This is a genomic window from Microbacterium sp. NPDC089186, assembly GCF_040685115.1.
In the GTDB taxonomy this organism is placed as follows: Bacteria; Actinomycetota; Actinomycetes; order Actinomycetales; family Microbacteriaceae; genus Microbacterium; species Microbacterium galbum.
In genome coordinates this window covers 1,122,659-1,134,654 of sequence record NZ_JBFBHJ010000001.1, presented here as the reverse complement: position 1 = coordinate 1,134,654, position 11,996 = coordinate 1,122,659, and the positions used below count along the sequence as shown (strand labels likewise).

Genomic DNA, 11,996 nt, shown 5'->3' with positions numbered 1-11,996 from the left:
GACCTCGACCACCGGGCAGGGGCCGCCCAGGGCGCAGCGAGAGCGCGCCTCAGATCACCTCGGCGCTCCAGGGGTCGACGCGGCCGAAGCGGAACGCGCCGATCGACACGGCCTGCTCGCGCAGGAACGGCAGCAGTTCGAGGCGACCCGCCGTCGTCACCTCGTCGGCGTAGAGGGTGAGCGACACGTCGGCGCCGACCGTCTCGGCGACCGCCGCGCGCACCGCCTCGACCGTCGCCGCGGGACCCACCAGGCGCACACGCCCCGGCCGCGGAGCGACGATCGGCGTCTCGCCGCCGGTCTCGGCATCCGGGATGCCACCCGCCAGGCGCTGCAGCCACTCCTGGTCGCTCTCGACCGACACCGCGATCTCGCTCTCGCCGAGCAGGTGCCGCACGGCCGCGGGGAGCCCCACCGGCGTGCTGAGCGAGAACGTCGAGCCCGATCGCACCGCCGCCACGAGCACGCGCAGCACCGCCTGCCACGACGCATCGGCCGTCGCCCGCACGGCCACGTCGGCCGGACGGTAGCGGCGGAGATTGCGTTCGACGCCGAGCCGCGAGACGTCGCGCACGCGGCCGTACTCGCGATCCCACGCCACGGCGTCCGACAGCGCTCCGCGGCGGAGCCAGTCGAACGCCTCGTACGACAGGGTCGGCTGCGCGGCCTCGATGAGCGCGGTGATGCGACTGTCGAGTCCGCGCAGGTGCAGCGTCGACGACGACGCCCCGCCGGTCGAGGGCCGCCACGAGCCGAGCGTCACGAGCCGGTTCGGCCCGCCCGACATCGCACCGTCGCCGACCGCGGCCTCGCCCCACCCGCCGATCGGCTCGCGCTGCACCACCGCGCCCGTCGAGGCGCGGTTCACCCGCAGCACGGCGGCTTCCACGGTGTCGAGCCAGAGGTCGAGGTCGGCCGCGTCGCGCGTGTGCAGCCCCGCGACGAAACCCGAGCCGATCGCGTTCTGCAGCTCGATCGCCCGCGTCACGGTGGGGGCGTGCAGGATGCCGAGCACCGGAGCCGCCACCGCGGCCCGAGTCAGGTGCGACCCGGCGGTGCCCCCCGTGCGTACGCCCGGCGACCAGAACCGCCCGGCCGTCTCGGGACCGAGGTCGAGTTCCCGCGGCTCGACGAGCCACCGTTCGCCGTCGCCGAGCACGGTCAGGGCACGCCGCACCTCGCCTGTCGGCTCCTCGACCAGGGGCCCGACATCGGACAGCGGGTCGTCGGCCGGTCCCACGCGCAGCGAGGACACGGCATCCTTCAGCTGGTCCGTGAACCGCGCGGAGCGCGCGGCCGCACCGACGAGGATGACGAGCGACACCGCGGTGGCCGCCTGCCCCGCCCGCGCGAAGGCGCCGGTCACGATGTCGGCCACGGCCTCGTCGAGGTCGGCGGAGGGCGCGACGATCACGGCGTTGCGACCGGCGGTGAGCGCCTGCATCGCCAGCGCGGGACGCCAGGCGGCGAAGCGCTCGGCCGTGGTCCGGGCACCGGAGAGCAGCACGCGGTCGACACCCGGGTGGGCGATCAGCGCCCGGCCCGAGGCGTCTTCGTTCAGGTCGACGTAGGCGAGCACGTCGCGCGGCACCCCCGCCGCCCACAGCGCGTCGGCGACGACCGCCCCCGCGCGGCGCGCCCGCGGCGAGGGCGTGAGCAGGACGCCCGACCCCGCGGCCAGGGCGGCGAGCGTCTCGCCCGCGCACAGTCCCACCGAGGCGTTCCACCGGGGCGCGACGACGGTGAGGCGATCGGGGACGAACACGGCCCCCGGCACCCGGTCGAGCTCCTTCGCCGTCGAGGCGTAGTACGCGGCGGCGTCGACCGCCTGACTCACCTCGGCGTCGGCTTCGGCGAGAAGCGCGCCACCCTCCGACGCGAGCACCTCGATCAGCTCGGCGCGGCGAGCGGCGAGCGTCCGCGACGCCGCCTGCAGGACGGCCGAGCGATCGGCGGCGGCCAACGCGCCCCACGCGTGGGCACCGGTGCGCACGCGCGTCACGGCCTCGTCGAGGCCGCTCTCGTCGTCGATGCGCCCCGCGGCGGCCGTCGCATCTCCCGCGGTCGAGCCGCCGACGCGGTCGAGCACGGCGAGGGCCCAGGAGCGGTCAGCGGGGACCGTCGGGTCGGTGTCGGCGCTGTTGCGGAAGCCTGCGGCTCCCCCGGCGAGCTCCGCGCTCTCTCGTGCCGAGAACACCGCGGTGTCGACGAACGCCTGCCCGCCGAACAGCATCTGCTGCACGTCGGGGCCCAGGGCGGAGGTGTCCTCGGATGCCGCGGCCTCGCGCGCGATGCCGAGCACGGCCTGCGTGAGACCCGGGTCGTCGGCGTCGGCATCGGCGGGGTCGCGCAGGATCGCCGGCTCCGGCGCGACGTCGCGCAGCGGCAGGCGGCCCGCGGGCGGCGGTGCGTCGGCTCCGGCGAGCGCGCGGCGCGCGCGGGCGGCGACCGCGGCGGTCTCCGGTGTCGCGGCGTCGGGCTCGTCCTCGTCGCCCGACGCCTCGCCGGAGGCGCTGGTCGGCCCAGCCGGCGGGAGCCCCGCAGTGGTCGCGACCATCGCGGCGGCGGCAGCGGCGAGCGGTGCGGCGACCGCGTCGAGGTCGTCGGGGTGCACGACCGCCACCGCCCGGACGCAGGCGGCGTCGGGGATCCACGGCGTGGCCCGCGGCAGCACGAGTGCGACCTCGGCACCGGCGTCATCGCCGAGCGCGAGGGCGAGGGCGGCGCGCTCCGGGTCGGCCGTGGCGACCTCGACCCGCAGGCCGTCGCGGGCGCGCGTGCTCAGCGCTTCGCGGAGGACGCGCACCAGGGCGGCGTCGACGTCGTCGCGCGCGGTGACCGCGGGCGCCTGCCATCCGTGGCGGGCGGAGGTCGCGGCATCCGGGGTCTCGATCGGGGCGTCGTCGAGACGCACCGTGAGGCGCTCGCCGGCATCGTGCGTGCGCTGCCGTGCCCACGCCGCGAGCTCCCGCGCGGCCTCGACCGTCTCGGAGACGGCCACGGGGAGGGCGATGCCCGCGCGCATGCCGGTCAGACGCGGTTCCTCGAGCACGCGGGTGAGCACGGCGACGGTCACGTCGAGCTCGGCGCGGTCGCGGACGACGAGGGTGAGGTGCGTGCCGGCGGCGAGCGCGTCGAGGAACAGGGGCAGGACGCGCTCGGCCGCGTGCTCGACTTCGGCGTCGAAAGCCCATGCCGACCGACCCGCCACCGCGTCGGCGAGCGGGAGCGAGACGCGTTCGACGTCGTCGCGGGAGACGAGCGACCGGATGCCGTCGAGCCGACGTCGCGCGGCGGTGTCACCGAGGACGGCGGGTCCGACCAGGCGGAGATCGGGGGTCTCCCCCTCGGTGGCGAGCGCGGCGAGGTCGGCGGCGAGACGCTCGGGACGCGCGTCCACGACGAGGGAGCCGACGAGATCGCGCAGGGCGCGCTTGGCGAGGGGCACGGCGGGCGTGGGCATCACCGGGGCGACCGCGCCGCCGAGCTGGAGCGCCCCGCGCACGAACCACGGGAGCGAGGAGGGCACGACCTCGGCCAGGCGGTGCAGGGCCGCGGCCGACGCGGTGAGACTCTCGGGCCGGAGCACGCCGTCGACGGCTGCGGCGGTGAAGTCCGCGGCCTCAGCGTCGGTGGCGAGGTCGCCGCCACGGGCGGGGGCGACGGGCCGCGGCGAGAACGCGGCGATCCGCGCTGCGGCACGCTCGGCGACGTCGGAGGAGAGCGCAGGACCGGTGGCGCGAGGGTCGTTCGTGCTCATGAGCGCCAGCCTAGGCATCGCGCGCGTGGCATCCCGGCGGCCCGCCGCGCAAGCGGCGGATCCGACGCGCACCACTCGGATGACGACCCGCGCACGACCGGCCGCAATGCGATGACACCGTGACGGGCACCGGATCGTCTCCTTCGCTACTGTCGGTGCAGCCCCCACATCGACGGAGATCCGCATGGCCCAGACTTTCACCGACCTTCCCCTCGAGCTGCTCCGCGAGTACCGTCCCGCGCTCACCGCGCCCGACGACCTCGACGCGTTCTGGGACGAGACGCTCGCCGAGGCCCGGGCGGCCGCTCGCCCCCTCCGGCTGGCCGAGGTCGCGTCGCCCGTCCGAGCCCTCCGCGTGCAGGACCTCACCTTCACCGGCTTCGGCGGCGACGAGATCCGCGGCTGGGTCGTGCGCCCGCACGGCGACGAGGAGCTGCCCGCGGTCGTCGAGTTCATCGGCTACGGCGGCGGACGCGGCCTCCCCGGCGAGAAGACCGCCTGGGCGACGGCGGGTTACGTCCACGTCATCATGGACACCCGGGGCCAGGGGTCGACGTGGAGCGTCGGCGACACCCCCGATCCGCACGGATCGGCCGCCGCCTTCCCGGGCGTGATGACCCGCGGCATCCTCGACCCCCGCGATTACTACTACCGCCGGCTGTACACCGACGCCGTGCGGCTGGTCGACGAGGTCTCGCGGATGGAGGGCGTCGACGCCTCGCGCATCGCCGTGACCGGCGGGAGCCAGGGCGGCGGACTCTCGATCGCCGCCGCGGCGCTGTCGGGAGAGGCGGTGGCCGCGCTCCTGCCCGACGTGCCGTTCCTCGCGGACTTCCCGTCGGCGATCGTGCGCACCCCCCTCGCCCCCTTCACCGAGATCACGCGGTTCCTGTCCGTCCACCGGGATGCCGAGGACGCGGTGCTGCGCACCCTCTCCTACGTCGACGGAGCGATCCTCGCCCGCCGCATCACCGCTCCCGCGCTGTTCTCGGTCGCGCTGATGGACGACGTCGTGCTGCCCTCGGGCGTTTTCGCGTCGTTCCACGCGCTGGCATCCACGGATACCGCGATCGAGGTCTACCGCTACAACGGGCACGAGGGCGGCGGCTATCGCCACTTCATGAAGCAGGTGGCCTGGCTCGACGCGCGCTTCGGCCGCTGAGCCGCTCGGCGGCGGCTGCGGGGTCGGCGCTCAGCTCCAGACGCTCGGCGCCGGGCGCTTCGTCGACGGCAGCGACGAACCCGCGGCCCAGTCGTGCACCCACGACTCGATGTCGGGCAGCCCCTCCGGCCGACCGACGGCGGCGAAGAGCTCGTCGTGCGGGACGGTCCCGCCGGTGCGGCGCAGGATGCGTGCCCGGATGATCGCGCGGGCGTAGATCTCGCCCTTCACCAGCGCGCGGTGCTCGAGGTACACGGCGCGGTCGTCGTGCCCGATCAGGCGCGTCTCGAGCTCGAAGCGCTGCCAGAGCTCCAGCGAGCGGCGGAAGGTGATGGTCTCAGCCGCCACCACGGCGTACCAGCCCTGCGTCGTCATCGCCGACATCAGTCCGGCGCGGGTCAGCAGGTCCCAGCGCCCGAGGTCGAACAGCGACAGATACCGCCCGTTGTTCAGGTGGCGCAGTAGATCGATGTCGGTCGGCAGCACGCGGATGCGCAGGCGCGCCACCGTGTTCGGGTCGATTGGCCCCTCGCGGCGTAGACGACGGCGGGCACGGACGAGCACGAGAAGCGTGCGCCAGAGGACGTTCACGAGGGGCGAGCGTAGCGAGTCGACGACGGATCGGCGATTGCGTTGTCACATATCCACAGGATGACCGGTCGATCCCTGTGGCGTCGGCTCCTCGGCATCCGGCCTGCGCGGCGGATAGACCCACGTGACGAGCACCACCGAGACGATCATGAGCAGGAACCACGACGACAGCTTCGACGCGTCGACCGGATGCCACCCGCCCACCTGCGAGGGGTAGAGCCAGGCTCCCGCGTAGGTGGCGATGTTCTCGGCGAGCCAGAGCTTCGCCGCGAGGACGACCACCAGGAAGGCCGCACCGAACACGCAGGCCCACGCCTGCTTGAGCACGAAGACGGCGAACTCCACGGCCCGCGCCCGCGCCCCCGAGGTGGGCGCGCCGGCGAGCAGACGGTTGGCGACCGCGTCGATGCGGGCCTCGACGGGGGTGAACGAGCGACGATCCGGCACCCGCGCATCGTGGCACACCGCGCCGGACAGACGCCTCTCTTACCCCATCGCCTCGCGCGCTCACCCCGATTTCACCTCCGCCGTGCCCGCGCGTAGAGTCGCGCCATGACTGCGGAAACCCGAACCGACATCGTCGTCCGTCCGGTGCGCGATGTGGATGCCGAGGCCCTGGGCCGCGTGCACGCCACCTGCTGGCACGAGACCTACGACCACCTCATCAGCAAGGCGGCCCTCGAGGCCGTCTCCCCGCGTCGCATGGCCGAGCTCTGGACCCACTGGGCCGCCCAGGGCGACGGATACCGCATGCACGCCGCCCTCGTGAACGGCGAGATCGTCGGCTTCGTCGGCTCGGGTCCGGCGCGCGATGACGACGCCCCGCGCGAGCGCGAGCTGTACTTCATCTACCTGCTCGACGCCTACCACGGCACGGGCATCGGCCAGCAGCTCTTCGACGCCGCCGTCGAGGAGGGCGAGGGCCTGTACCTCTGGGTCGCCGAGGACAACCCCCGCGCGCACCGCTTCTACACGCGCAACGGCTTCGCTCTCGACGGCGCCTCGCACACCGAGCCCTTCCTCGGCGAGGAGCTCACCGAGGTGCGCTTCGTCCGCTGATTGTGCTGCAGATCTGGGCCCTCGACGGCATCCGTGAGATCACCCCCGGCGACGACCTCGTCGGGGCGATCCTGGATGCCGTCGACGGACCCTTGCGCGACGGCGACATCGTCGTCGTCACGAGCAAGATCGTGTCGAAGGCGGAGGGGCGCATCATCGAGGCCGCCGACCGCGAAGACGCGATCACGCGCGAGACCGTGCGCCTCGTGGCCTCCCGCACCTCCCCCACCGGACACGTGACGCGCATCGTCGAGAACCCCCTCGGCATCGTCTCGGCCGCCGCCGGCGTCGACGCGAGCAACACCCCCGAGGGCACCGTGCTGCTGCTGCCCGTCGACCCCGACGCCTCGGCGCGGGCCCTCGCCACCGGGCTGCGCGCGGCGACGGGCGCGCACGTGGGCGTGATCATCACCGACACGCTCGGCCGCGCCTGGCGCGAGGGCCAGACCGATCACGCGATCGGGGCCGGTGGCATCCACGTCTTCGAAGACCTCCGCGGAACGGTGGATGCCGAAGGCCGCCCCCTCGTGGTGACCCTGCCGTGCGTGGCCGACGAGATCGCCGCCGCCACCGATCTGGTCAAGGGCAAGGCCGCGCGCCGGCCCGTCGCGATCGTGCGCGGGCGCGCCGACCTCGTCGGAGACCTCGACCTTCCCGGTGCGCGCTCGATCGTGCGCGACCCGGTGCGCGACATGTTCCGCCAGGGCGCCGACGAGGCCTACGCCGAGGGCTTCGCGGCGGGCCGCGCGGCGGGGGCGTAGCGGGGCGCCGAGTCGCTCGAACCACGCCGTCGGCGAGGACGAGGCGACGTCAGCGCACCCCGCGGGCGGCGAGCGCCTCGCCGAGCTGGTCGGCGTGCCGGAGCGACAGCACGACGAAGGGGAGGATGCCCGCGCGCAGCGACGGCCGGATGCCGCGGGCGCGCTGCGCCTCGCGCACCTCGGCGGCCAGCCGCGCGAGGACAGGGACCGTCGTGATCGTGACCGCGAGCAGGAGCGCCGCGCGGTCGGCATCCATCCCGATCCTGCGGAGCGGGCGGAGGCCGCGCTCGAGGGCGTCGAGCATGTCGTCCACGCGGGTGGTCAGCGGCAGCAGGGCCGCGATGAGCAGCGCCGCCGCGACGCGCGCCGTGTTCGCCAACGCGGGTTCGGGGCCGAGGAAGACGAGCTGGCCGGTCGCGGTGATCGCCAGGATCCAGCGCAGGCCTCGGAGCTGCCGCCCCAGCTCGAGCACTCCGAGGCCGGACACGGCATAGGCGAGGACCACGGCTCCGCCGCAGACGGCGGCGGCCCACGCCGCGCTCGGCAGCGACGCCAGCCCGATCGCGACGATCGCGAGCAGGAGCATCGTGGGGCCCGCGGGCAACCGGTGCAGGATGCCGCCGCCAGGCCGGTAGAGGCTCAGCACGTCAGCGCCCGTTCGTAGGCGTCCACCACGTCGAATGCCGAGCCCGCGGCGCTCACGGACCCCTCCGCGAACAGCACGGCGGCCTCGCACCGTCGCGCGAGGGCCAGGTCATGGGTCACGAGGATCAGGGCGTGCCCGGTGTCGGCCAGGAGGTGGCCGGCGACGCGGCGCGCGTTGCGGGCGTCGAGGAACGCCGTGGGCTCGTCGGCGACGACGAGGTCGGGCTCGCGGATGAACGCGCCGCACAGCGCCAGCAGCTGCTTCTGCCCGCCGGACAGGTCGTGCGCGGGCCGATCGGCGACGTCGGCGAGCGCGAATCGCGCCAGGGCGCGGGCCACCCGCTCCGCGCGCTCCGCCTTCGACAGGCGTTCGGTGCGCAGCGAGAACCCGACGTCGTCCGCGACGACCGGCATCACGATCTGCGCGTCGGGGTTGCTGAGGACCAGGGCGACGCGGCGGCGCAACTCGGCGGCATCCCGATCCGGATCGAGGCCCCGCACGGTCAGCTCTCCCGCTGAGCGCGGGAGGAGGCCCGCCACGAGCCGCGCGAACGTGGACTTGCCCGAACCGTTGTCGCCGACGACGGCGATGGTGCGGGCGGTGAGGTCGAGCGTGACGTCGCGCAGCACCTCGCGTCCGCCGAGGCGGGCCGACAGCCCGTCGCAGCGGATCGTGCTCACGCCGTGGTTCCGACCGCGACCGGCGCAGGGGCCGTCTCGCGCCAGTCCCGACGGAAGCCGCGGGGGTAGGTGCGCACGAGGGCGGTCACCACCACCGTGGCCAGCGCCGCCTTGAGCAGATCCCCGGGCACGAAGACGAGGCTGGAGAGGGCGGTCTCCCCGAGCGGAAGTCGGGTGACGAGGCTCTGGACGGGGATGCCGAGGGCGTAGATCGCTCCGACGCCGCCGGCGAGCATCGCCAGGGCGGTGCGCCAGACGACCGGGCGGCGACCTCCCGCGTGGACGAGGAGGCCGATGACGATCGCGCCGAGGATCCACCCGAGCGCGTATCCGGCGGTGGGGCCGAAGAAGACGCCGATCCCGCCTCGGCCCCCGGCGAGCAGCGGGAGACCGACCGCGACCAGGGCGAGCAGCACCGTCACCGACAGCGCGCCGAGCCAGGGGCCGAGCACGGCACCGGCGAGCATGACGCCGAGCGTCTGAGCGGTGATCGGCACGCCGCCGAAGACCGGAAAGCTCCCGGGGAGCCCGAGCGCGGCGATGAGGGCGGCGAAGACGGCGACGCGGGCGAGGTCGGTGGCGTCGAGGGTGCGAGTCATGGGGAGCCTTCCTGAACGGTGTTCACTTGAACGGCGTTCACTATACTCATCCGCATGGCACCTCGAGGACACTCCGCCGACGACGTCGCCCGCACGGCCCTGCGCATCCTCGACGACCACGGCCTTCCCGACCTGACGATGCGACGCCTCGCGTCGGCGCTCGAGGTGCAGCCGAGCGCCCTGTACTGGCACTTCCCCAACAAGCAGTCGCTGCTCGCAGAGCTCTCGGATCGGATCGTCGGGCGGATGGCATCCGGCGCGGCCGTCGATCTCGTCCGCGAGGCGCACGCCCTTCGCGACGCCCTGCTCGCCTATCGCGACGGCGCCGAGGTGGTCTCGAGCACGCTCGCCATGGGCTTGGGGTCGTCCGTCGCGGTCGAGCGCCTGTCGTCGGCCGTCGTCGGCGCCGGATTCGACGCCGGCACCGCTCGTCGGGTCGCGACGACCGTGCTGCACTACGTGCTCGGATTCGTCTGGCACGAACAGCAGCGCCTGCAGTACGACAGCGCGGGCGCGCGTCCCGATCTCGCCGCGGCATCCGGTCTCGCTGACGCGGGTCTCGATCGCACCGCCGCGGGTTCCGGCAGCGCCGCCGCGGATTCCGGCAGCGCCGCCGCGGGCTCCGCCGGTGCACCGGCGGGCCTGGCCGGCGATGACTTCGCATTCGGCCTGGAGCTCATCGTCGCCGGCCTCCGCGCGCGCGTCTGAGGGCACGCCGGGCCGGGGCCCGGGACCTCCTCACGGGTCGCGGGCTTCCGCCGAGACCGCGTGGTCGCGCCGAGACCGCATGGTCGCGCCGAGACCGAATGCGTTCGCTGCCGATCCCGTGCGGTCTCGGCGACCGGGTGCTGTCTCGGCGACCGGGCGCGGTCTCGGCGACCGGGCGCGGTCTCGGCGACAGGGGCGCGGGGGGCGCGGCGTCAGCGCTGCTTCACCTCGCCGAACAGGCGGGCGATCGGCACGAGCACCGCGGGGCGCGCGGCGATCCACGCCGCCGCCATCACGACGAGGGATGCCGCGAAGATCAGCAGTCCGGTCGGGTCGCCGGTGAACGCCTCGGGGTCCACCGACCCGCGGGCGGCGTACATGTGGTTCAGGTTGCGCAGGGCCCCGGTCGCGAGCACGAGGGCGACGTGCACCACGATGAAGGCCACGAAGAAGAGCATCGTCGGGAAGTGGACCTTCCGCGCCCACTCGGCCGGGTACAGCCGGTCGAGCTTGTCGGCATCCTTCGGCCAGACGCCCGACAGGCGCACGCCGCTGACGATCGCGAGGGGCGCGGCGACGAAGGTGACGGCGAAGTACGACAGCTGCTGGAGGCTGTTGTAGTTCACCCATCCGTTCTCGGTGGGCCAGTCGAGCGAGGCGTACTGGAGCGCGGCCGAGAGGGCGTTCGGGAACACCTCCCACGAGGTCGGCACGATCCGCATCCACTGCCCGGTGACGAACAGCAGCACGACGAACACCACGCCGTTCGCGATCCACAGGATGTCGAGCGCCTGATGGAACCAGAGGGCGAGGCTGATGCGCCGCTTCCGGTTGTTCCGCGGGGACCAGAAGGCGGAGGGTCTCTTCTCGCGACGCACCTGCCAGCCGGTGCGGATGATCAGCAGCAGGAAGAAGCTGTTGAGGAAATGCGACCAGTTGAGCCACGCGGGCAGACCGACGGGCGCGGATGCGGGGAGGGGGTACTCGCCGGGGAACGCCGCGAGGAACTCCCGTCCGGGCCCGAGCGCGAGCACGAAACGCGCGAGCAGCACCACGATGCCGACGAGGGCGAGGGCGAAGACGCCGAGCACGGCGGCCGAGCCGAGGAGCTGCACGGGCGAGTAGTCGCGCAGAGCGGCCGGGGGCGACCACGCCGCGGCCGGACGGGCCGCGCCACCGGCGGGGACGGATGCCGCGCGGGCGGCCGTTCCGGGAACGGCGTCGCGTCCCGCGGCCGCTCGGCGCGCGGCGGCTCCGGGCCAGACGGTGCGGCGAACGGTGAGCGGAGGGCGCGGGGCCGCGGGCGCGGAGGGCGCGGAGGCCATGAGGGGTGCGGGAGTCGCGCGCGCCCCGGGCTCGGCCGTCTCCGCCGCGGACACGACGCCGGGCTCGGACGACTGCCGCGACGTCGGCCCCGCGGACGCCCCCGATCCGATCCCGTCGCTCCGGCCCGATTCCGGCGTCGGCTGCGTGCCCACCGCGACGGATGCCGGCGGCCAGGGCTCGCCGCCCGGCGTGCGCGGGAGCCCACGGCGCACGCCTCCGGTCGCGGCATCCGTCACCGGAGGCGTGACGGCCGGGTCGGAGTCGCTGGTACCGCCCGAGGGTTCGACGGCATCGGAGGCGAGCACCGGATCCGCGGGGGAGGGCGTCTCCGCTGCGATCCCGCTGCGCCGAGCGGATCCCGTGGAGGGCGTTCCCGGCGAGGCGGATGCCGGCGGCCACGGCTCGCCGCCCGGCTCGCGGGGGAGACCGCGGCGCACCGTCGGCACCGCAGCGCCCCCCACCTCGAGCGAGCCGGGCTCGGGGCGCGCATCCTCCGTCCGCGCCTGTGACGTCGTCGCACCGCCCGCATCTCGCGGCCCGGGGTCTGCGAGCTCCGCACCGCTTCGCAGGGTCGCGGCAGAGCCCGCGTCTTGCTCCGCAGCCACCGCGGCATCCGCGCCGTCTCGCACGGACGCGCCGGACCCCGCGGGCGGCCAGGGCTCCCCACCGGGGACGCGCGGCAGCCCGCGTCGCGGAGTGCGGGG

Annotated in this window: 11 protein-coding genes; 4 read left to right on the top strand and 7 right to left on the bottom strand. The window is 74.7% G+C overall.

The features are described from left to right. Nucleotides 1-49 precede the first annotated feature (49 nt). The gene (locus tag AB0N82_RS05365) at nucleotides 50-3,760 is read right to left on the bottom strand and encodes an aldehyde dehydrogenase family protein (RefSeq protein WP_363389007.1); all 3,711 of its coding nucleotides are present in this window, start codon (nucleotides 3,758-3,760) and stop codon (nucleotides 50-52) included. A 184-nt stretch (nucleotides 3,761-3,944) separates the two neighbouring features. On the opposite strand from AB0N82_RS05365, the gene AB0N82_RS05360 reads away from it, so the two are divergent. After that, on the top strand, nucleotides 3,945-4,922 hold the full coding sequence (locus AB0N82_RS05360) for an acetylxylan esterase (protein ID WP_363389003.1): 978 nt from the start codon (nucleotides 3,945-3,947) through the stop codon (nucleotides 4,920-4,922). A gap of 30 nt (nucleotides 4,923-4,952) precedes the next feature. Here the strand turns inward: AB0N82_RS05360 and AB0N82_RS05355 are convergent, their stop codons facing one another. Together AB0N82_RS05355 and AB0N82_RS05350 are read right to left on the bottom strand one after the other, a co-directional pair. Further along, nucleotides 4,953-5,513, bottom strand: a complete 561-nt coding sequence (locus AB0N82_RS05355) for an acyl-CoA thioesterase (RefSeq protein ID WP_363389000.1) — start codon at nucleotides 5,511-5,513, stop codon at nucleotides 4,953-4,955. A 45-nt stretch (nucleotides 5,514-5,558) separates the two neighbouring features. Then, nucleotides 5,559-5,960 (bottom strand): DUF817 family protein, encoded by a 402-nt coding sequence (locus tag AB0N82_RS05350; protein WP_363388997.1) that lies wholly within the window; start codon nucleotides 5,958-5,960, stop codon nucleotides 5,559-5,561. 105 nt (nucleotides 5,961-6,065) lie between these two features. Between AB0N82_RS05350 and AB0N82_RS05345 the strand changes: the two genes are divergently transcribed. Further along, on the top strand, nucleotides 6,066-6,572 hold the full coding sequence (locus AB0N82_RS05345; RefSeq protein WP_315994393.1) for a GNAT family N-acetyltransferase: 507 nt from the start codon (nucleotides 6,066-6,068) through the stop codon (nucleotides 6,570-6,572). 2 nt (nucleotides 6,573-6,574) lie between these two features. Further along, complete coding sequence (gene cofE / locus AB0N82_RS05340) at nucleotides 6,575-7,333, top strand: coenzyme F420-0:L-glutamate ligase (RefSeq protein WP_363388994.1); 759 nt, start codon at nucleotides 6,575-6,577, stop codon at nucleotides 7,331-7,333. 49 nt (nucleotides 7,334-7,382) lie between these two features. Here the strand turns inward: cofE and AB0N82_RS05335 are convergent, their stop codons facing one another. From AB0N82_RS05335 to AB0N82_RS05325, 3 genes are read right to left on the bottom strand one after another with little or no spacing between them, the layout of a single operon-like run. Beyond that, nucleotides 7,383-7,979, bottom strand: a complete 597-nt coding sequence (locus tag AB0N82_RS05335; protein ID WP_363388991.1) for an energy-coupling factor transporter transmembrane protein EcfT — start codon at nucleotides 7,977-7,979, stop codon at nucleotides 7,383-7,385. Beyond that, nucleotides 7,973-8,659, bottom strand: coding sequence for an ABC transporter ATP-binding protein (locus tag AB0N82_RS05330; protein ID WP_363388988.1), 687 nt, complete (start codon nucleotides 8,657-8,659; stop codon nucleotides 7,973-7,975). The genes AB0N82_RS05335 and AB0N82_RS05330 overlap by 7 nt, the downstream gene beginning before the upstream one ends. After that, nucleotides 8,656-9,258: a biotin transporter BioY gene (locus AB0N82_RS05325; protein WP_363388985.1), complete on the bottom strand. Its 603-nt coding sequence runs from the start codon at nucleotides 9,256-9,258 to the stop codon at nucleotides 8,656-8,658. Before AB0N82_RS05325 ends, AB0N82_RS05330 begins: the two co-directional genes overlap by 4 nt. A 54-nt stretch (nucleotides 9,259-9,312) precedes the next feature. Between AB0N82_RS05325 and AB0N82_RS05320 the strand changes: the two genes are divergently transcribed. Further along, nucleotides 9,313-9,966 (top strand): TetR/AcrR family transcriptional regulator C-terminal domain-containing protein, encoded by a 654-nt coding sequence (locus tag AB0N82_RS05320; protein WP_363388982.1) that lies wholly within the window; start codon nucleotides 9,313-9,315, stop codon nucleotides 9,964-9,966. 212 nt (nucleotides 9,967-10,178) lie between these two features. On the opposite strand, the gene AB0N82_RS05315 is transcribed toward AB0N82_RS05320, so the two are convergent. Next, nucleotides 10,179-11,729, bottom strand: a complete 1,551-nt coding sequence (locus AB0N82_RS05315; RefSeq protein WP_363388979.1) for a cytochrome b/b6 domain-containing protein — start codon at nucleotides 11,727-11,729, stop codon at nucleotides 10,179-10,181. Nucleotides 11,730-11,996: the final 267 nt, after the last annotated feature.

Coding starts and splice junctions, on each gene's coding strand:
- AB0N82_RS05345 (WP_315994393.1), top strand. CDS start 6,066: ATGACTGCGGAAACCCGAACCGACATCGTCGTCCGTCCGGTGCGCGAT.
- AB0N82_RS05320 (WP_363388982.1), top strand. CDS start 9,313: ATGGCACCTCGAGGACACTCCGCCGACGACGTCGCCCGCACGGCCCTG.
- AB0N82_RS05325 (WP_363388985.1), bottom strand. CDS start 9,258: ATGACTCGCACCCTCGACGCCACCGACCTCGCCCGCGTCGCCGTCTTC.
- AB0N82_RS05360 (WP_363389003.1), top strand. CDS start 3,945: ATGGCCCAGACTTTCACCGACCTTCCCCTCGAGCTGCTCCGCGAGTAC.
- AB0N82_RS05365 (WP_363389007.1), bottom strand. CDS start 3,760: ATGAGCACGAACGACCCTCGCGCCACCGGTCCTGCGCTCTCCTCCGAC.